Source organism: Bordetella sp. 2513F2 (assembly GCF_054642735.1).
In genome coordinates this window covers 1,994,772-2,014,697 of sequence record NZ_CM137755.1, presented here as the reverse complement: position 1 = coordinate 2,014,697, position 19,926 = coordinate 1,994,772, and the positions used below count along the sequence as shown (strand labels likewise).

At 68.8% G+C, this 19,926-nt stretch carries 12 protein-coding genes; 6 read left to right on the top strand and 6 right to left on the bottom strand.

Annotated features, from left to right (window positions below):
- The first annotated feature begins 61 nt into the window (after window positions 1-61).
- Genes ugpA through ACYBYQ_RS09505 form a run of 3 tightly spaced genes read left to right on the top strand, consistent with a single transcriptional unit; the run spans window position 62 to window position 2,902 of the window.
- Entirely contained in the window at window positions 62-943 is an 882-nt protein-coding gene (gene ugpA / locus ACYBYQ_RS09515) for a sn-glycerol-3-phosphate ABC transporter permease UgpA (protein ID WP_459618500.1), read from the top strand.
- A gap of 16 nt (window positions 944-959) precedes the next feature.
- Entirely contained in the window at window positions 960-1,811 is an 852-nt protein-coding gene (gene ugpE, locus ACYBYQ_RS09510) for a sn-glycerol-3-phosphate ABC transporter permease UgpE (RefSeq protein ID WP_459618499.1), read from the top strand.
- Window positions 1,812-1,813: 2 nt separating this feature from the next.
- Window positions 1,814-2,902, top strand: coding sequence for a sn-glycerol-3-phosphate import ATP-binding protein UgpC (locus tag ACYBYQ_RS09505; RefSeq protein ID WP_459618498.1), 1,089 nt, complete (start codon window positions 1,814-1,816; stop codon window positions 2,900-2,902).
- A 189-nt stretch (window positions 2,903-3,091) separates the two neighbouring features.
- Here the strand turns inward: ACYBYQ_RS09505 and ACYBYQ_RS09500 are convergent, their stop codons facing one another.
- Window positions 3,092-4,222 (bottom strand): branched-chain amino acid ABC transporter substrate-binding protein, encoded by a 1,131-nt coding sequence (locus ACYBYQ_RS09500; RefSeq protein ID WP_459618497.1) that lies wholly within the window; start codon window positions 4,220-4,222, stop codon window positions 3,092-3,094.
- Between the two features lie 186 nt (window positions 4,223-4,408).
- On the opposite strand from ACYBYQ_RS09500, the gene ACYBYQ_RS09495 reads away from it, so the two are divergent.
- From ACYBYQ_RS09495 to ACYBYQ_RS09485, 3 genes are all read left to right on the top strand, one after another.
- Complete coding sequence (locus tag ACYBYQ_RS09495; RefSeq protein ID WP_459618496.1) at window positions 4,409-5,005, top strand: RBBP9/YdeN family alpha/beta hydrolase; 597 nt, start codon at window positions 4,409-4,411, stop codon at window positions 5,003-5,005.
- Between the two features lie 404 nt (window positions 5,006-5,409).
- Window positions 5,410-13,059 carry an SDR family NAD(P)-dependent oxidoreductase gene (locus tag ACYBYQ_RS09490; RefSeq protein ID WP_459618495.1) on the top strand — a complete coding sequence of 2,550 codons (7,650 nt, stop codon included), beginning with the start codon at window positions 5,410-5,412 and terminating at the stop codon, window positions 13,057-13,059.
- Between the two features lie 7 nt (window positions 13,060-13,066).
- Window positions 13,067-14,422, top strand: coding sequence for an aminotransferase class I/II-fold pyridoxal phosphate-dependent enzyme (locus ACYBYQ_RS09485; protein WP_459618494.1), 1,356 nt, complete (start codon window positions 13,067-13,069; stop codon window positions 14,420-14,422).
- 76 nt (window positions 14,423-14,498) lie between these two features.
- Here the strand turns inward: ACYBYQ_RS09485 and ACYBYQ_RS09480 are convergent, their stop codons facing one another.
- From ACYBYQ_RS09480 to cysQ, 5 genes are all read right to left on the bottom strand, one after another.
- A complete protein-coding gene (locus tag ACYBYQ_RS09480) occupies window positions 14,499-15,884 on the bottom strand; it encodes an FAD/NAD(P)-binding protein (RefSeq protein WP_459618493.1) in 1,386 nt (461 codons plus the stop codon).
- Window positions 15,885-16,420: 536 nt separating this feature from the next.
- The gene (locus tag ACYBYQ_RS09475) at window positions 16,421-16,723 is read right to left on the bottom strand and encodes a helix-turn-helix domain-containing protein (RefSeq protein ID WP_459618492.1); all 303 of its coding nucleotides are present in this window, start codon (window positions 16,721-16,723) and stop codon (window positions 16,421-16,423) included.
- A complete protein-coding gene (locus ACYBYQ_RS09470) occupies window positions 16,707-17,012 on the bottom strand; it encodes a type II toxin-antitoxin system RelE/ParE family toxin (protein WP_459618491.1) in 306 nt (101 codons plus the stop codon). The genes ACYBYQ_RS09475 and ACYBYQ_RS09470 overlap by 17 nt, the downstream gene beginning before the upstream one ends.
- Window positions 17,013-17,193: 181 nt before the next feature.
- Entirely contained in the window at window positions 17,194-18,924 is a 1,731-nt protein-coding gene (locus tag ACYBYQ_RS09465; protein WP_459618490.1) for an SLC13 family permease, read from the bottom strand.
- Between the two features lie 62 nt (window positions 18,925-18,986).
- The gene (gene cysQ / locus ACYBYQ_RS09460; RefSeq protein WP_459618489.1) at window positions 18,987-19,760 is read right to left on the bottom strand and encodes a 3'(2'),5'-bisphosphate nucleotidase CysQ; all 774 of its coding nucleotides are present in this window, start codon (window positions 19,758-19,760) and stop codon (window positions 18,987-18,989) included.
- Window positions 19,761-19,926 lie beyond the last annotated feature (166 nt).

Below are 19,926 nucleotides of genomic sequence, written 5' to 3'. Positions count from 1 at the left end.
CCATCGTGGCGGCGGTCCCCCGGGGCCGCCGCCTTGCTCATTCTTCCAAGGCCCGCCGCCCATGGAAAAACGTGTCGTATTCGGCCACAAGACGCTGCCCTACCTGCTGCTGGCGCCGCAGCTGGTGATCACGGTGGTCTTCTTCTTCCTGCCCGCCGGCCAGGCCATGTGGCAATCGATGCGGCTGGAGGATCCCTTCGGGCTGTCCTCGCAGTTCGTGGGGCTGGCCAACTTCGCCGACCTGTTCTCCCAGGACAGCTATCTCGAATCGTTCCGCGTCACCGCCGTGTTCTCGGCCCTGGTGGCGTTCGTGGGCCTGGCCGTGTCGCTGCTGCTGGCCGTGATGGCCGACCGCGTGATCCGCGGCGCCGGCCTCTACAAGACCTTGCTCATCTGGCCCTACGCCGTGGCGCCCGCCGTGGTGGGCGTGCTGTGGCTGTTCCTGTTCTCGCCCTCGGTGGGCATCCTGGCCGTCGCGCTCAACGGCATGGGAGTGCCCTGGAACCCGCGCCTCAACGGCAACCAGGCGCTCGTGCTGGTGCTGGTCGCGGCCGTGTGGAAGCAGATCTCGTACAACTTCCTGTTCTTCCTGGCCGGGCTGCAATCCATCCCGCGCTCGCTGATCGAGGCCGCCGCCATCGACGGCGCCTCGCCCGCGCGCCGCTTCTGGACCATCGTGTTCCCGCTGCTGTCGCCCACCACCTTCTTCCTGCTGGTGGTCAACGTGATCTACGCCTTCTTCGACACCTTCGCGGTGGTGGACACCACCACGCAGGGGGGCCCGGGCACCGCCACGTCCATCCTGGTCTACAAGGTCTACAGCGATGGCTTCCGCGGCCTGGACCTCGGCTCCTCGGCAGCCCAATCCGTGGTGCTGATGGTCATCGTCGTCGCCCTGACGGTGATCCAGTTCCGCTACATCGACCGCAAGGTCCAGTACTGATCACCAAGGCATCCACATGGTAGAACGCCGCCCCTGGCTGGACATCCTGGCCCACGTCATCCTGCTGTGCGGGGTGGCGGTGGTCGCCTTCCCCATCTACGTCACGTTCGTGGCCTCCACCCAGACCGCGCAGGAGGTGGCGTCCGCCCCCATGTCGCTGGTGCCCGGCGGCCACTTCGTCGAGAACTACATGCGCGCCCTGTTCCTGGGCTCCGGCGGCGGCTCGTCCGGCACGCCGGTGGGCCGCATGATGTACGTGAGCCTCGTCATGGCCCTGGCGATCTCGCTGGGCAAGATCGCCATCTCCCTGCTGTCGGCCTTCGCCGTGGTGTACTTCCGCTTCCCGGGGCGCATGTTCTTCTTCTGGATGATCTTCGTCACGCTGATGCTGCCCGTCGAGGTGCGCATCGCGCCCACCTACAAGGTCGTGTCGGACCTGGGCATGCTCAACAGCTACGCCGGCCTCACCCTGCCCCTGATCGCCTCGGCCACCGCCACTTTCCTGTTCCGCCAGTTCTTCCTCACGGTGCCCGACGAGCTGGTGGAAGCCGCCCGCATCGACGGCGCGGGCCCGCTGCGCTTCTTCCGCGACGTGCTGCTGCCGCTGTCGCGCACCAGCATCGCGGCCCTGTTCGTGATCCAGTTCATCTACGGCTGGAACCAGTACCTCTGGCCGCTGCTGATCACCACCCAGGAAGACATGTACCCCGTGGTGATCGGCATCAAGCGCATGATCAGCGGCGGCGACAGCGTCACCGAGTGGAACATCACCATGGCCACCGCCATCCTGGCCATGCTGCCGCCCGCCCTGGTGGTCATCCTGATGCAGAAATGGTTCGTCAAGGGCCTGGTCGACACCGAGAAATAATCATGGCTACCCTCAGCTTCAAGAACGTCAAGAAGACCTACGCCGGCAACGTCCCGGTGATCCATGGCATCGACATGGAAGTGGCCGACGGCGAATTCATCGTCATCGTGGGCCCCTCGGGCTGCGGCAAGTCCACGCTGATGCGCATGGTGGCCGGGCTGGAAACGGTCACGGCCGGCGAGATCGAGATCGACGGCAAGGTCGTCAACCACCTCGAGCCCGCCGAGCGCGACATCGCCATGGTGTTCCAGAACTACGCGCTCTATCCCCACATGAGCGTGTTCGACAACATGGCCTACGGCCTGAAGATCCGCAAGTTTTCCAAGGACGAGATCCGCAAGCGCGTCGAGGCGGCGGCGCAGATCCTCGAACTGGGCAAGCTGCTCGACCGCCGTCCCCGCCAGCTTTCCGGCGGCCAGCGCCAGCGCGTGGCCATGGGCCGGGCCATCGTGCGCGAACCCAAGGTGTTCCTGTTCGACGAGCCGCTGTCCAACCTCGACGCCAAGCTGCGCGTGGCCATGCGGCTGGAGATCCTCAAGCTGCATCGGCGCCTGGGCACCACCAGCCTGTACGTCACGCACGACCAGGTCGAGGCCATGACGCTGGCGCACCGCATGGTCGTGATGTACCAGGGCGTGCCCGAGCAGATCGGCACGCCCACCGAAGTCTTCGAGAAGCCCGCCTCCACGTTCGTGGCCGGCTTCATCGGCTCGCCGCCGATGAACCTGCTCACCGTGAACGTGGCGGGCGACGGCATCGTACAGACCGAGCACGGCATCCCGCTGGACATCTCCCCCACGCAGGTGCCGCCCCCGGTGCGCGGCCGCAAGATCGTCATGGGCATGCGCCCCGAGCACATGCTGCTCAACACCCGCGGCGTCTCGGCCGAAGTCGAGATGATCGAGACGCTGGGCTCCGAACAGCTCGTGCACTGCCGCTGCGGCGACGCCATGCTCGTCGTGCGCTGCTCCACCCGCCAGCTGCACGAAACCCCCGCCCGCGTCGGCGAACGCATCGACATCGGCCCCGACGGCCGCCATCCCCTCCACTGGTTCGACGCCACCACCACCCGCCGCATCGAAGGCCTGTAGGTGTCAGACACCTTCTGTACGTACCGGCGCGTCAGCTGGTACGTACAGTTGGTGTCAGACACCAGCTTTCAGTATTTCCCGGCACCTGGTGTCAGACACCAGCTTTCAGTATTTCCCGGCACCTGGTGTCAGACACCAGCTTTCAGTATTTCCTGACACCTGGTGTCAGACACCTACCCTCCTGCACTGCTATTTGAAGGCGCTCTTGCTGCCGTCCTTGTGCCAGTTGAAGACCTCGAAGCGGAATTCGTTGAGGTCGCCCTGCTTGTTCCAGGAGGCCTTGCCGATGGGGGTGTCGAAGGTGTTGGCGTGCAGGTATTCCGCGACCTTGGTGGGGTCGCTGCTGCCGGCGCCCTTGATGGCGTCGGCGATGACCTGGGTGGCGGAATAGGCGGTGAGCTGGAAGGCGCCGCCGGGGTTGCGCTTCTTGTCCTTGAAGGCCTTGACGATGTCGGCGTTGGCGGGGTTCTGGGTGAAGTCGGCGGGCAGCGTCACGAGCATGCCTTCGACGGCGTCGCCGGCAATCGCATTGATGTCGGGGTTGCCCACGCCCTCCGGCCCCATGAAGCGCGCCTTCAGGCCCTGCTCGGCCGCCTGGCGCAGCAGCAGGCCCATCTCGGGGTGGTAGCCGCCGTAGTACACGAAGTCCACGCCCGAGCTCTTGAGCTTGGTGATCATGGCCGAGTAATCGCTGTCGCCCGCGTTGATGCCTTCGAACACGGCCACCTCGACGCCGCCCTTGGCAAGCGTGTCGCGCACCGCCGTGGCAATGCCCTGGCCGTACGACTGCTTGTCGTGCAGCACGGCCACCTTCTTCGGCTTGATCCGGTCGAGGATGAACTCGGCCGCGGCCGGGCCCTGCTGGTCGTCGCGGCCGATGGTGCGGAAGATGAACTCGTAGTTCTTGCCGTCGGTGACGGCCGGCGAGGTCGCCGACGGCGTGACCATGACCACGCCCTCGTTGTTGTAGATGTCGGTGGCAGCGATGGTGGCGCCGGAGCACACGGGCCCGACCACGAAGCCGATCTCGTCGTTCACGACCCGGTTGGCCGCCACCGGCCCCTGCTTGGGCTCGCAGCCGTCGTCCACCAGCACGGCCTCGAGCTCCTGGCCGTCGACGCCGCCCGCGGCGTTGATGCGCTCGATGGCGGTTTCCACGCCTTCCCGCACCATGTCGCCATATTGCGTGAGCGGACCGGTGGTGGGGCCGACGACGGCGATCTTGATGGTCTGGGCCTGCGCCCCGGCCGCGCAGGCCAGCCCGGCGGCCAGCCCCAGTGCCGCGATCATGGGCGTCAGGCGGAAAAATGGCTTGTTCATGGACGTACTCCTTGTGGCTTGTGGTTGATCCGGGCAGCCACGGCCTCCCCGCCGCCCTGCCCCGCACGGGGCAAGCATACATCGGGATAGCCGCCCGGCCATGGGCCGGCTTATATGCGCCGCCGCATATGCAATGGACGATTTATTCGTTTGTGTTGTTAGGCCGGCGCGGCAAGATGCACGTCCATGAGATTCCAGCCCATCCTCGTTCCCGGGTGGCAAGACCTCGGCCCCGGGCACTGGCAAGCGCACTGGCTGCACAGCCTGCCCCACGCCCGCCGCCTTCCCCCGCCGGCCGGCCCCGCTCCCGACCCCGCACGCTGGCAGGCCGACCTGGCCACCTGCGTGGACAGCGCCCGCTGGCCGGTGCTGCTCATCGCCCACGACGTGGGCTGCCTGGTGGTGGCCGGCCTGCCGGTGCCGTTGTGCGGCCGGGTGGCGGGCGCGCTGCTGGTGGCGCCCACCGACGTGGAGCATCCCGCCACGCCGCCGTTGCTGCGCGGCTTCGCCCCCATCGCGCGCCGTCCGCTGTCTTTCCAGAGCGTGCTGGTGGCCGGCGATGCCGACCCCCGCTGCTCCGCCGAACGCGCCCGCCAGCTGGCCGCAGACTGGGGCAGCCGCCTGGTGCTGGCGCCGCAGGCCGCGCATTTCGACGACTGCGAGGGCGATTCGTGGCCGCAGGGCTTGAAATTGCTGGCTGCGCTGCGTCGCCGCGCGGCCTGGCGCATCACGCCGCCCCAGCCCCGGGTACCCCCGGTACCCTGCCCGAATGTGGTTTCCTGACGGCGTGTCCCCGATTCATGTGTAAGAGAACCTAACAGGGTTTTTGCCCAAAAGCCCTGCCGGCTATGTAGATATACGGTTTTCCGGACGCAAGGAAAGTAGCAAATACTGTCAAACCGGCCGGCCGGCCCTGGTCTTGCGGTGCGCCAATTCTCCTAAAATGCCTCGCGGGCCATTCCTCCATGCATAGCAATGGCCCCTCGTATCATCAAGACCAAGAAGGCCAACTTTGACCCAAAACCCGCTCGCAGCCTGCCGGCCCGCACGCCGGCCCCCAGACCGTCTCGACTGACCTGCGCCCCGTTGGGCCCGGCAGCGACCGTGGTCCATCGACGGCAGAAAGCCTCGTTATCCACCCGAAGCCGCAACCGGCCGATACCCTCCAGGCCCAAGGAATCATCGAGATGGCAAAACGCGTCGCGATCGTCGGAATGTCGTTTCGTTTTCCCAGTACCGACGCCCGCTCGTACTGGAACGACTTGCTCACGGGCAAGGATCTCGTCACCGAAGTCGCCCCCGATCGCTGGTCCACGGATGCCTACCTGCATCCCAGCAAGGACCACCCCGGCACCGCCTACACCTTCGCGGCGGGGTCCGTGGGCGACATCTCCGGCTTCGACGCCGACTTCTTCGGCATCTCGCCGCGCGAGGCCGCCCTCATGGATCCGCAGCAGCGCATGCTGCTGGAACTGGCCTGGGAGGCCATAGAAAGCGCAGGCATCAAGCCTTCCTCGCTGCGCGGCAGCAACTGCGGCGTCTACGTCGGCATCGCGAGCGCCGACTACGCCTACCGCCTCTCCGACGACTTCAACGCGGTGGAGGCCTCGTTCGCCACCGGCAACACCTCCAGCGTGGCCGCCAACCGGCTGTCGTACGTCTTCGACCTGCACGGCCCCAGCATGGCGCTGGACACCGCCTGCTCCTCCGCGCTGGTGGCCTTCCACCAGGCCTGCCGCGCCATCATCAGCGGCGAGATCCCCCAGGCGCTGGCCGGCGGCATCAGCCTGCACGCCCACCCCTACGGCTTCATCACCTTCTCCAAGGCCACGATGCTGTCGCCGCACGGCCGCTGCCAGGTGTTCGACGCCGCCGGCGACGGCTACGTGCGCTCCGAGGGCGGCGGCCTGTTCCTGCTGAAGGACTACGACCAGGCCCTGGCCGACGGCGACCCCATCCTGGCCGTGGTGGCCGGCTCCGCGGTGAACACCGACGGCCGCAAATCGGGCCTCACGGTGCCCAACGTGGACGCCCAGGTGGCGCTGATGCGCCAGGCCTATGCCGAGGCCGGCATCTCGCCCGCCGAGATCGACTACCTCGAAGCGCACGGCACCGGCACGTCGGTGGGCGACCCGATCGAGGCGCGCGCCATCGGCCTGGCGCTGGGCCAGCCGCGCGGCCCCGGCGCGCCGCTGCCCATCGGCTCGGTCAAGAGCAACATGGGTCACCTGGAAACCGCGTCGGGCGTGGCCGGGCTGGTCAAGGCCATCATGGCGCTGCGCCACCGCACCGTGCCGGCCACCATCGGCATCCGCAAGCTCAATCCCAACATCGACTTCGAGGACTGGAACATCGAGGTCGTGCGCCAGCCGCGGCCGCTGCGCCCCACGGGCACGCTCACCGTGGGGGTGAATTCGTTCGGCTTCGGCGGCGCCAACGCGCACGTCATCCTGCGCACCCCGCCCGCCCCCAGTGCCGGCGTGCCCGACAACCTGGCCAGCACCACGCCGCTGCCGGTGGTCGTCACCGGCCGCACCGCCGCCGCGCTGCGCGACGCCGCGCGCGACCTCGCCCGCTTCCTGCGCGAGCAGCCGCCGCGCGCGCTCTACGACGTGGCCTACCAGGCCGCGATGCGGCGCGAATGGCACCCCGAACGCGCCGTGGTCTACGGCGCCGACGCCGCGTCCATCGCCGAGGCGCTGCAGGAGTGGGCCGACCAATCCGTGCCCAAGTACCGCGTTGCCACCGCCACCCGGGTGCCGGATGCGCAGGGGCCGGTGCTGGTGTATTCGGGCAACGGCTCGCAATGGCCGGGCATGGGCCGGCAGCTCATGGGCGACGCGGTCTTCGCCGAAGCCGTGCACGAGATCGACAGCGCTTTCATGCCGCTGGCCGGCTTCAAGCTGGCCGACACCCTGCTGGGCGACGAGGCCGGCATCTACGCGCGCACCGAGATCGCCCAGCCCGCGCTGTTCGCGGTGCAGGTGGGCATCACGCGCATGCTGGCCCAGCGCGGAATCCGCCCCGCCGCCGTGGTGGGGCACAGCGTGGGCGAAGTGGCCGCGGCCTGGGCCTGCGGCGCGCTGCGCCTGGCCGACGCCGTGGCCGTGATCTTCCATCGCAGCCGCCTGCAGGGCACCACCCGCGGCCAGGGCCGCATGGCCGCGCTCGGCGTGGACGGCGCCAGCGCCGCCGCGCTGCTGGCCGAACTGGGCCTGGAATCGCGCCTGTGCGTGGCGGGCTACAACAGCGTGCGCGGCTCCACCCTGGCAGGCGATCCCGCCGCGCTGGCAGAGGCCGGCAAGGTGCTGGCCGAGCGCAAGGTGTTCTTCCGCGAGCTGGATCTGGACTACGCCTTCCACAGCCCGGCCATGGATCCCATCGAGGCGCCGCTGCTGCAGTCGCTGGCAGGCCTGCAGCCGCGCAGCGCCGACATCCCGTTCTATTCCGCCGTCACCGGCGCCGCGCTCGACGGCACGGCGCTCGACGCCTCGTACTGGTGGCGCAACATCCGGCTGCCCGTGCGCTTCGAGCAGGCGCTCGAGGCCCTGGTGGCCGACGGCCACAACGTGTATGCCGAAGTCGGCCCGCATCCCATCCTGCGCGGCTACGTGAACGACGCCCTCAAGCAGGCCGACAAGCCGGGCATGGTGGCCACCACCGCCACCCGGGGCAACGACGAACCCGCCAGGGTGCGCGATGCCGCCGGACAGCTGCTACTGAGCGGCGCCGAGGTCGACTGGAAGTTCCTGTTTCCCTGGGCCGGGCGCCACGTCGCGCTGCCGGCCTATCCGTGGCAGCGCGAGCGCCACTGGCATCCGGTCACGGCCGAATCGCAGGGCCTGCTCGAGCGGCGTCGCGTGCATCCGCTGCTGGGGTATCCGCTGCGCCAGCACGAGGCCACCTGGGAAAACCAGGTCGACACGCACCTGCAGCCCTGGGTTGCCGACCACGTCGTGGGCGACGCCATCGTGTTCCCCGGCGCGGGCTTCGTCGAGATCGCCCTGGCGGCCTCGCAGCAGCTGCAGCCCGGCGAGTGCGCCGAGTTCGAAGAGCTCGAGGTGCGCACGCCGCTGCTGGCCGGCCCCGCGCCCAGCAAGCTGATCCGCATCTCGGTGGATCCGGCCGACGGCCGCTGCGCCATCAAGAGCAAGGAAGTCGGCAGCACCGATCCCTGGACCCCGCATGCCGTCGGCCGCCTGCTGTCCGAACCGGGCCCGCGCCTGCTCGGCGAGCCCGCCCCCGAGCTGCCGCAGCGCGAGCCCGACTTCAACGGCGAAGCGCACCTGGCGCTGACCAATTCGGTGGGCCTGGCCTACGGCCCCGCCTTCCAGACGGTGGCGCACGGCTGGATGGAATCGCCCACCTCGGTGCTTGCCGTGCTGCAGCCGCAGGACTGCGCCACCGATCCGGCCGGCGCCATGCTGCTGCACCCCACGCTACTCGACGCCGCCTTCCAGCTGGTGGTGCACATGCTGAAGGACGATCCGGCCATGGGCCTGGGCATCGCCTTCGTGCCCACGCGCATCGGCCGGCTGGCCTGGCGCAGCGGCCTGGGCCTGCCCCACACCGTGCGCGCGCGCCTGCTGCGCCGGGCGCCGCATTCGCTCACCGCCGAGTTCGCCCTGTTCGACGCCGAAGGCCGGCAGGTCGTGGCCGTGCGCGAAGCGCGCTTCCGCGGGGTGCGTCTGTCCAAGGCGGCAACCGATCACCTCGATTTCCTCGACTACGTCGGCGTGCCGGCGCCGCATCCACATGCCGCGGCCAGCGTGCCGGTCGAGCTCAAGGCCCCGGCCGTGCGCGCGGCCCTGGAACGCGTGGCCGCCGAAGCCGCGCGCGTAGGGCTGCTGAGCCGCTACACCGATGAAGTCGACCCGCTGCTCGAAAGCCTGTGCGACCGCTATGCCCTGCGCGCGCTGAGCGCCCTGGCGCAGGACGGCCACCTCGCGCACAGCGCAGTGCAGACCTGCCGCGAGACCCTGCCTGAAACCGCCGCCCTGCTGGACCTGCTGATCGCCCGCGCCGAGCGTGCCGGCGACCTCGCCCCCGAAGCCGAAGGCTGGCGTCTGGCCGCCCCCGCCGAAGACGAGCCCGACGTGGCCGACATCTGGAACAGCCTGCTGCGCGAGTATCCGGACGACTTCGCCATCGTCCATGCCGTAGGCCGCACCGGCCTGCACCTGCACGACATGCTCCTCGGCGGCAAGACCTTTGCCGAAGTGTGCCCGCGCGACGCCACGCCGGCTGCGCTGGCGCGCCAGGCCATGGGCGAGGAAGCGGCGCAGCGGCTGGCCGACGCGCTGCGCGACCAGCTGCAGCAGGCCCTGCGCATGCGGGCTCCCGGCCAGCGCCTGGCCGTGCTCGAGATCGGCGCCGACGCGCCGCTGTTCGCCCCCGAGTTCTGCGCCGCGCTAGATTTCGACGTCTGCGACTACGCCTATGCCAGCACGCAGGCCGACGCGCTCGAGGCAGCGCAGCGCCTGGTGGAGCAGTATCCCGACATGCAGGTCGCGGAAATCGGCGCCGAACCGGCCGCCGCACCCGCGCGCGCCGACCTAGTGGTGCTGCATGCAGACTTCCCCACGCCGCAGGCGGCCCAGCTGGCGCTGCACCATGCCCGCGCGGCGCTCAAGCCCGGCGGCACGCTGCTGCTGCGCGGCACGCACCCCGCGGCCTGGATGGACTTCGTCTTCGGCGGGCAAAGCGCCTGGTGGCAGGACGACGCCGCCCAGGGCCGCCTGTCGTGCCAATATCCGGCCGCAGCCTGGCAGGCGCTGCTCGCGCAGCAAGGCCTGGATTGCGGCGAACCGTTGAATCTCGCGGCCGGCGGGCAAGCCTCCGGACCTTACCTGCTGGCGGCAACCGCACCCGAAGCCACGGAAACCGCGGAAGCCGCCAAGGCCCCCGCCACGCCGGCTTCCGCCCCGGGCGGCTGGCTGCTGCTGGCCGATGCCGCAGGACCGGGGCGTGCGCTGGCCGACGCCCTCGCCCAGGCGCTGGGCGCAGACCGCGCCCTGGTGCGCGACGACGCCACGCCCGACACCCTGGACGCCCTCCTGGCGCACGCCTCGCAAACCCTGGGCACGCTGCACGGCATCGTGCACCTGCAAGGCCTGGCGCAGGGCGCCGAAAGCGCCGGAAGCGCCGAAAGCGCCGAGCCGCAGGACCTGCTTGCCATCCAGGTGGCGCGCTGCGCCCTGGCTGCGGGCCTGGCCCAGGCCTGCGAACGTGCCGGCCTGAAGCCCATGCTGTGGCTGTGCACCGCAGGCGCCGCCCAGCACCTGCCCGACACCCCCGCTGCCGTGCCCGCCGGCGCCTGCGCGCTCAACGACGCGGCGCTGTGGAACTATGGCCGCACCTTGATGAACGAAGCCGCGGGCTTCGGCGTGCGCCTGCTCGACCTGCCGCTGCAGGCGCCGGCCCCGCTGGACGCCCTGGTGCGCGAGCTGCAGGCGCCCGATGCCGAACAGGAAATCGTGCTCGGGGCCGGCGGCGAACGCTACGCGCCCCGCCTGCGCACGCAGCCCCACCCGGGCACGGCCGCCGCCTCGGCCAGCGCGGACGACACGCCGCGCGTGGCGCAGCTGGGCTTCGACTTCCCCGGCCAGCTGCGCAACCTGCGCTGGCAGAGCCGGCCATGTCCCGCGCTGGCCCCCGGCCAGGTCCAGGTGCGCGTGCACGCCACGGGCCTGAATTTCCGCGACGTGATGTATGCGCTGGGCCTGCTGTCGGACGAAGCCATCGAGAACGGCTTCGCCGGCCCCACGCTGGGCATGGAATTCGCCGGCACGATAGAGCGCGTGGGCGCCGACGTGGAAGGCCTGCAGCCGGGCGACGCGGTGGTGGGCTTCGGGCCGGCCAGCTTCGCTGACCGGGTGCTCACCCAGTCCGGCGCCGTCTCGGCCATTCCGCCGGGCATGTCCTTCGAGGCCGCCGCCACCATTCCCAGCACCTTCTTCACCGTGTACTACGCGCTGCACCATCTGGCGCGGCTGGAGCCGGGCGAACACGTGCTGATCCATGGCGCCGCCGGCGGCGTGGGCATCGCGGCCATCCAGTACGCCCAATGGCGCGGCGCGGAAATCCACGCCACCGCGGGCTCCGACGAGAAGCGCGATTTCCTGCGCCTCATGGGCGTCACCCGCATCTACGACTCGCGCTCGCTGTCGTACGCCGACGAGATCCTGGCCTCCACGGGCGGGCGCGGCGTCGACGTGGTGCTGAATTCGCTGGCCGGCGAGGCCATCAACCGCAACCTGCGCGTGCTCAAGCCCTTCGGCCGCTTCCTCGAACTGGGCAAGCGCGACTTCTACGAGAACACGCGCATCGGCCTGCGCCCCTTCCGCAACAACATCAGCTACTTCGGCATCGACGCCGACCAGCTGATGAGCGAGCGTCCCGACCTCACCCGGCGCCTGTTCGCCGAAGTGATGGACCTCTTCCGCGAAGGCGCGCTGCGTCCGCTGCCCTACCAGGCCTTCGATGCCAATGAAGTGGTCGACGCCTTCCGCTACATGCAGCAGGCGCGCCAGATCGGCAAGATCGTGGTCACCTACCGCAATGGCGTGCGCACCGCGCACCCTGCGGCCCGCCCCGCCGGCGCGCTGCAGCTGCCCGAAGCGGCCAGCTACCTGGTCACCGGCGGGCTGTCGGGCTTCGGCCTGCGCACCGCCGAATGGCTGGCCGACAAGGGCGCGCGCCACCTGGTGCTGCTCAGCCGCAGCGGCCCGGCCACCGACGCCGCGCAGGAGGCCCTCGCCCGGCTGCAGGCGCGCGGCGTGGCCGTGCACGCGGCGGCCTGCGACGTCACCGACCGCGCGGCGCTGGGCCAGGTGCTGGAGCACGTGGCCGCCTACATGCCGCCGCTGCGCGGCATCGTGCACGCCGCCATGGTGATCGACGACGGCCTGATCCGCGGCGCCGATGCGGCGCAGATCGAGCGCGTGCTGGCGCCCAAGGTGCTGGGCGCGATGCACCTTGACGTGCTCACTCAGGGCATGCCGCTGGACTTCTTCGTGGCGTACTCCTCCGGCACCACGCTGTTCGGCAATCCCGGCCAGGCCAATTACGTGGCCGCCAACGGCTGGCTCGAGGCCTGGGCGCGCCAGCGCCGCGCGCAGGGCCTGCCGGCCACCTGCGTGCGCTGGGGCGCCATCGACGACGTCGGCTACCTGGCGCGCAACAAGAAGATCAAGGACGCCCTGCAAAGCCGCATGGGCGGCGCGGCCCTGCCCGCCGGCGCGGCCCTGGACGTGCTCGAGCAGATGCTGCTGTCCGACGCCTCCGACCTCGGCGTGCTGGAGCTCGACTGGCGCGCGCTGGCCCGCTTCCTGCCCACCGCCGACACGCCCAAGTTCTCGTGGGTGGCGCGCCGCGCCGGCAGCAGCGAGCATGACGACGCCGGCGGGGCCGACATCGCCCACCTGCTGGCCACGCTGGACGACGCGGCGCTGCTGCCGATGATCGCAGACATGCTCAAGCACGAAGTGGGCGAGATCCTGCGCGTGCCGGCCGAGAAGATCGATCCCGAGCGTTCGATTTACGATATGGGCCTGGACTCGCTCATGGGCGTGGAGCTGATCGTGGCGCTGGAGAACCGCTTCGGCATCAAGCTGCCGGTGATGGCGCTGAACGAAAGCCCCACCATCGCCAGGCTCTCCGCGAAACTGCTCGAGCTGTTGCGGGGCGACGAAGGCAGCCACGCCGACCCGGTGGCTGCCCAGGTGGCCCAGGTGGTGGCGCAGCACGCCGATGAGGTGTCCAGCGACGCCGTGGCGCGCTTCACCGACGAGATCAAGTCCGGCGACGCCGCGTCCAGACAACGCATGATTCAGTGAGCACTTTGTGACGCAACCCAAGAAGGGCCTGCCCGGCCTCACGGCAGGCCTGAAGGACAAGCTCATCCAGCAGGCGCTGGAGCGCAAGCTGCGCCAGGCCGGCCAGGAGCCGTCCCGCACCGCACCGCCCGACGCCACCGCCCCGCGCGGCGCCGTGCCGGATGAATTCACGCGGTTCGACCAGCATCCCGGCTATCGCCAGCTGCGCATCATGAACGACGGCGCGGCCCGCCTGGGCGTGAAGAGCCCGTTCTTCAAGCTCCACGACGGCACCGCCGGCGCCGAAACCCGCATCGGCGGCAAGACCTACGTCAACTACGCCAGCTACAACTACCTGGGCATGTCGGGCGATCCGTACGTGGCCCAGGCCGCCAAGGACGCCATAGACCGCTACGGCACCTCGGTGTCGGCCAGCCGCCTGGTCTCGGGCGAGCGGCCCATACACCGCGAACTGGAACGCGCCCTGGCGGACCTGTGCGGCGTGGACGACGCCGTCACCTTCGTCAGCGGCCATGCCGCCAACGTCACCACCATCGGCTACCTGTTCGGCCCGCGCGACCTCGTGGTGCACGACGAACTCATCCACAACAGCGTGCTGCAGGGCATCCAGCTCTCGGGCGCCAGGCGCCTGCACTTCCCGCACAACGATGCCGACGCGCTGGACCAGTTGCTGGCCACCCAGCGCCACCAGTTCGAGCGCGTGCTGGTGGTGCTGGAAGGCATCTACAGCATGGACGGCGACTACCCCGACCTGCCCCGCTTCGTGGAGATCAAGCGGCGCCACCGCGCCTTCCTGATGATCGACGAAGCGCACTCGCTGGGCGTCATGGGCGCGCGCGGCCACGGCATCCGCGAGCACTTCGGCCTCTCCGGCAATGACGTCGACATCTGGATGGGCACGCTGAGCAAGACGCTGGCCGGCTGCGGCGGCTACATCGCCGGCGAAACGGCCCTGGTGGAGCACCTGAAATTCCTGGCGCCCGGCTTCCTCTACAGCGTGGGCATGCCCCCGCCCGTGGCCGCCGCCGCCCTGGCCTCGCTGCGCCGCATGGACCAGCTGCCCGAGCGCGTGGCCGTGCTGCAGGCCCGCGGCCGCTATTTCCTGGAACAGGCCCAGGCGGCCGGCATCGACACCGGCACCAGCGCCGGCCTGGCCGTGGTGCCTGCCATCACCGGCAGCTCGCTGCGCGCCGCCCGGCTGTCGGAGGCGCTGTTCAGCCAGGGCATCAACGTGCAGCCCATCCTGTATCCCGCCGTGCCCGAGAAATCCGCCCGCCTGCGATTCTTCGTCTCGTGCCAGCACACCGAGGAACAGATCGCCCGCACCATCGAGTGCCTGGTCAAGGCCAGCAAGTCGGTGTGAAGCAGCGGCCTGGCGCGCCGGGGGTCGGGCACAAAGGTGTCTGACACCGTCTCCGTCCCCTTATAGCGACTGCGCCTTACGCCACGCTCGCCTGCGGCACTTCCAGGCTGGCCAGCACGCCCGCCACCAGCTTGCCGATGTGCTGGCGCAGTTCGGGGATGGCGGTGGCCTCCCAGTACCTGGCCTTGAGCAGCGGGCCCACGTACGACACGCAGGGCACGCTGGCGCCGTCCGGCCCCACCAGGCGGTAGGCCGCGTCCACCCGCAGGCCCATGGCGTCGCACGATGCCAGTCCGGCCTCCATCATCTGGGCGTACAGGCGGTCGCGGTACACGGCGCCGGTGGCGCCGGTGCAGTTGACCAGATAATCCGCCTGCACCGATTCGCGCTGGCCGCTGTGGCGATGGCGGATGTCGATGCGCAGGCGACCGGCTTCGCGCCGCACCTGCTCCAGGCGGGCAGCGTGCACCTCCAGGCGCCAGGCCATCTGCAGGTTCTCCAGCAATTCCGCGGTCTGGGGCGGACAGCGATGGCGGTGCGCATCCCAGTAGGGCGCCACATGCTCCACGAAACGCGCCTGCTCGCGCGCAGACCAGGAAGTCCAGACCTCGGGCGCCAGGGCGCGCAGCACATCCATCATGGAACGCCAGTCGCCGCCCTGCCCCATGTGCTCCCGGGCCAGCCGCCGTATGGAGCGCAGGCTGGCGCCGACGCTGTCGCAGACGCAGGCCCGCAGCGCCTCGCGCAATGCGTCGTCGGCAGGCACGGCGGGCGCGTGCGGCCGAGGCAGCAGGCCGCGCCGGGACACCATGCGGAAGCGCGCCCCGGGCACGTGCCGCTGCAGCGACACCACCACGTCCAGCGCCGTGAGGCCCGTGCCCAGCACGAAGAACGTGCTGCCGGGCCGGGCATCGTGCAGGCTCTGCACCGCCCAGGGGTCGTGCAGATAATGCGTGCCCAGTGCCTGGAGGTCCGGATTGCCCAGGGGCTCGGCCGACACCGGCCCCGTGGCAAGCACCACGTGATCGGCCGCAATCGTCGTGCCGCTGGCCAGGCGCACCTGCACGCCGCCCTCCGGCAGGCGCTCCAGCGCCACCACCTTGCCCTCGCGGCGGCGCAGGCGATGCCGCGAGGCCGCCACGGTGCGCTCGAACAGGCTTTCCAGATAGGCGCCATACAGGCTGCGCGGCGCGAAACCGCTTTCGGCCTGGTGGCAGCCCAGTGCCTGGCAGAATGCCGCGAACTCGTCGGGCCTGCCGTCCACCGCACTGAGCTGCGGGGCCCGGGCATTGAGCAGCCACCCTTCGTCATTGGCCTGATAGGCCACGCCCCGCGCGAACCGGCGAGGCTCGTCGATCAGGGTAATAGACAGATCCAGCCCCGCCAGGTCCGAACTCGCCAGCCGGATGGCGGTGGTGGTGCCGCAATACCCCGCACCAACGATAACGATACGCGCCGTCATGTGATCTCTCCCAAGTTGTCCGGTACGGTCTGCGCGTTGCAGCAAACCGTGCGGCATAAGTTAAGTTTCCAGGGAGATCAGGTCCAATACTTTTACAAGCTGGTGCAAATAAATATTATTTAATAGTTAATGGCTAGAACAACACCTTATCGTTATGCCCGCAAACAATAAAAAGGCACGACATGTGCACAAAAAACCTGTGTCAGGCCCTCTTGAAAATTGCTGAGGGCTAAAAAACTGATACAGGACACCGGGTGAGCTCTACTTCTGGCCGCTTTGCGGGGGTACCGGTTTTGTGGACCAGGAACCAGGAGCCAGGAGCCACATAGGGGCATCGCGGTAGAAAGCCGGGGCGTACGGAATGAGCGGATTGCGAATCTGGAGCAGCGCCATCCGCGAAGCGGAGCCTTGAGCAGTCCCGCTCGGGCGCACTCGGCCTGCCCTCGGTATCGGTGAGTACGCGGCAAGCGGCTTCAAGATGCTGTGAGCTGAAGAGGGGAATCCGCGTCGCCACCGCCTGTTCCCACTGTCAGGCATCAGATGATGGCCTGCAATCCCTTGTCGGCAATGACATTGAGCAACTTGAGTGCAGGTCCCGTGGGATGGGTCTCGCCTTGCTCCCACTTTCGCACGGTCGAAGCGGTGGTGTGCAGGTGAAGCGCGAACACCGGCTGACTGAATTTCAGCCCTTCGCGCAGTCGTTTGATGTCGGCGGCGCTGAATTCCCGCACTGGAGGCGGGCAAATCGCGTCGAACTCGCGCATCGTCACCTTGCTGATCGCTCCCGCTTCATGAAGCGCAGCCAGGTCGCCCCGCAGGGATTCAATGATCTTGCTCACAATGCACCTCCAATAACACACCGGACTGCAACGCCATCGACAGGGCTTCTGCGGACAGCTCCATGAACACCTTGCCGGCGAATTGCAGTGCCTTCTTCTCGTCCTGCGTGACGTTCGCCTTATCGCTCTTGGAGAACCCATGCAGGAACACATAGCGGCTGCCTATCCTGGCTGACAGCAGCGTGCGGTAGCCGCCGCTCTTGCCGCCGGCGGGGCGAGCTACCCGCTTCTTGTAGAGAGCCTTGCCCAATATGACATGAGTCTGGAGCGGGCGGTCTGATTCCAACATGAGATGAGTCTAAAGCGGAGTTGGGCGGGACATCGATCATCAAGGGATGATGTTGACCCTGCAAGATGACCGGCTCACCAGCCTAGAGAGCCTGGAGACGTTTGTCGCCGGTACTGCCGGCCTGGCGCCCCAGAGTTTCGGGCAGCGAGGCGGTATCTGACACCACCCCACCCCTCACACATCAAAACGGAAAGAACACCGGCACCAGCATCAACACGCATGCCGAGTAGGCCAGGCTCACTGGCAGGCCCGCCTTGAGGAAGTCGCCTATCCCGTAGCGGCCCGGCGAATAGACCATCAAGTGGGTCTGGTAGCCGAACGGCATCAGGAAGCCCGCGCTGGCGCCGTAGGCCACGGCCATCACGAAAGGCGTCGGGTCCACCCCGAAAGCCTGCGCCGTGGACAACCCGATGGGAAACGCCAGCGCGGCGGCCGCGTTGTTGGTCACCAGTTCGGTCAGCACCAGCGTCATCAGGTAGATCCCCACGAAGGCCCCGAGCACGCCATGATCCTGGAACAGGAAGCGCATGCCGCTGGCGATCAGTTCCGCGGCGCCCGAGCTTTCCAGCACGGTGGCCATGGCCAGCGCCGAACCGATGATCATGACCAGGCCGAACGGGAAGCGCCGCCGCAGCTCGCCCAGCGTCAGGGCGCGCGCCAGCAGCAATGCGGCCAGCAGCAGCATCATGCCCGGCAGCAGCGGCAGCACCTCCAGCGTAGCCAGCAGCACGACCAGCGCGAAGCCACCCACGGCCAGCCAGTTCTGCTTGCGCCCCAGCCGCGGCTGCCAGCCGTCGCCATTGAGGATGTGGAAGTTGCGGTCCAGGTTGCGGTGCTGGCGGAAGTCCTGCCCCACGGCCAGCAGCAGGCTGTCGCCCACGCGCAGCGGAATGCGCCCCAGCTGGCCCGTCAGGCGGCGCTCGCCGCGCCGGATGGCCACCACGCCGGCATCGAACATGGTGCGGAAGTCCACCTCGCGCAGCGTGCGGTTGGCCAGCTCCGACTCGTTCGAGATCACCACCTCCACCAGGTTGGACGCCAGCAGCGACGAGGCCTGCGCGCCGAACACATGCAGCCCTTCGAACTGCTGGATGACCTGCAGTTTCTCCACCTCGCCCGAAAAGATCAGCAGGTCGCCCGCCTCCACCGCCATGTCGGGCGTCACGGGCGAGATCAGCCGCCCCGCCCGCACGATCTCCACCAGGAACAGGCCATCGAGGTTGCGCAGCCCGTTCTGCTCGATGCTGCGGCCGGCCAGCGGCGAATCGGGCAGCACCTGCGCCTCCAGGAAGTAGGCCTGCACACTGTCGCGGCTGTCGGCCTCGTGCGCCGGCAGCAGGCGCGCCGAGAACAGGATCACCGCCAGGCAGACCAGCGCCAGCGGGATGCCCACGTAGCTGAACTGGAACATGGTGAGGGCCGGCAATCCGGCGTTCACCGCAAACGAATTCACCACCAGGTTGGTGCTGGTGCCCACCAGCGTGGTCACGCCGCCCACGATGGAGGCATACGACAGGGGAATCAGCAGCTTCGACGCGGGCACGTGGCGCTGCTTGGTGATCATGCCCAGGAACGCGCCGACCACGGCAGTGTTGTTCACGAACGCCGACGCCACGGAAGACACCGCCGCCAGCCGCAGCACGGCGCCCGATGTCGAGCCCTTGTTCACCAGCATGCGCGATAGCCTGGGCAGGATGGGCGAGCGCTCCAGCGCCAGCGACACCAGCAACAGCACCACCAGCGTTGCCAGGGCGGAATTGGTGAAGCCGGCCAGATAGGCCTTTTCGTCGAGCAGGCCCGCCATGAAATAGGCCGCGCCCCACACCGTGAACAGAATCGCGGGCGGAATACGCCCATGCACCAGCAAACCCAGCAACACGCCCACGGAAGCCAGCACCAGCCAAGCCGTCATGTTTTCCTCGGCAATACAGATCGAACCGGATGGGGCCGCAGCCCCTCTTTTGTGAGCGGGATTTACAGGCCGGGGCCCGCCGCCACGAAATGCGGATTCTCGAAACCGGGCTTGCCGTAACGCATCGGCGCGCCGTCCACGGTGCGCACGGTGCCGCCGGCCGCCGCCAGCACGGCGTGCCCCGCGGCGATGTCCCATTCCATGGTGCGGCCCAGGCGCGGATAGAGGTCCGCCTCGCCGCCGGCCACCAGGCAGAACTTCAGCGACGAACCGGCATTGCACACGCCGGCCACCTTGCGGCCGTCCAGGAAGGCCGCCAGGGCATCCGCATCGCCATGGGAGCGGCTGGCCACCACCGTGATGCCTTCCGCCGGAGGCTGGCGGCAGGCCAGGGGCCGGCGGCCCTGGGCATCCTCCACGTAGGCGCCCGCGCCCGCCGCGCCCAGGTAGAGCCGACCCAGGGCGGGCGCCAGCACCAGGCCCAGCACGGGCACGCCCTCCTCCACCAGCGCCACGTTCACCGTGAATTCGCCATTGCGGCTGATGAATTCCTTGGTGCCGTCCAGCGGGTCCACCAGCCAGAACCTGTCGGCCACTTCGGGCATGTCGCCGGCGGCCACCGCCTCTTCCGCCACCACCGGCACCTCGGGCAGCAGTTCGCGCAGCGCCGGCACGATCAGCGCCTCGGCGCGCTGGTCCGCCTCGGTAACCGGGGAATCGTCCGCCTTGTTCCGGGCCTCGAAGTCCGTGTCGTATACCTGCATCACCACGTCGCCGGCAGCCCGCACGACGGGGACCAGGTGGTCGAGCAATTCCATGAGGTTGGACGAAGACATCGAGGGCAGCTCCCTATAAGGACATAAAAACGGACATAAAAAAGCGGCGCGAACCGTACGCCAGGCTGCGCTACATATAAATCGGCGTTGAGCTTATAGCCAATACTTTTACGATTTGTGCAAATTGAAAAATGTTTAATAGAAGAAAAGCTGACGGCTTTCCCCT

Excerpts from the sequence above, each read along its gene's own strand:
- ugpA (WP_459618500.1), top strand. The coding sequence starts at position 62 with ATGGAAAAACGTGTCGTATTCGGCCACAAGACGCTGCCCTACCTGCTG.
- ugpE (WP_459618499.1), top strand. The coding sequence starts at position 960 with ATGGTAGAACGCCGCCCCTGGCTGGACATCCTGGCCCACGTCATCCTG.
- ACYBYQ_RS09505 (WP_459618498.1), top strand. The coding sequence starts at position 1,814 with ATGGCTACCCTCAGCTTCAAGAACGTCAAGAAGACCTACGCCGGCAAC.
- ACYBYQ_RS09500 (WP_459618497.1), bottom strand. The coding sequence starts at position 4,222 with ATGAACAAGCCATTTTTCCGCCTGACGCCCATGATCGCGGCACTGGGG.
- ACYBYQ_RS09495 (WP_459618496.1), top strand. The coding sequence starts at position 4,409 with ATGAGATTCCAGCCCATCCTCGTTCCCGGGTGGCAAGACCTCGGCCCC.
- ACYBYQ_RS09490 (WP_459618495.1), top strand. The coding sequence starts at position 5,410 with ATGGCAAAACGCGTCGCGATCGTCGGAATGTCGTTTCGTTTTCCCAGT.
- ACYBYQ_RS09480 (WP_459618493.1), bottom strand. The coding sequence starts at position 15,884 with ATGACGGCGCGTATCGTTATCGTTGGTGCGGGGTATTGCGGCACCACC.
- ACYBYQ_RS09470 (WP_459618491.1), bottom strand. The coding sequence starts at position 17,012 with ATGTTGGAATCAGACCGCCCGCTCCAGACTCATGTCATATTGGGCAAG.
- ACYBYQ_RS09465 (WP_459618490.1), bottom strand. The coding sequence starts at position 18,924 with ATGACGGCTTGGCTGGTGCTGGCTTCCGTGGGCGTGTTGCTGGGTTTG.
- cysQ (WP_459618489.1), bottom strand. The coding sequence starts at position 19,760 with ATGTCTTCGTCCAACCTCATGGAATTGCTCGACCACCTGGTCCCCGTC.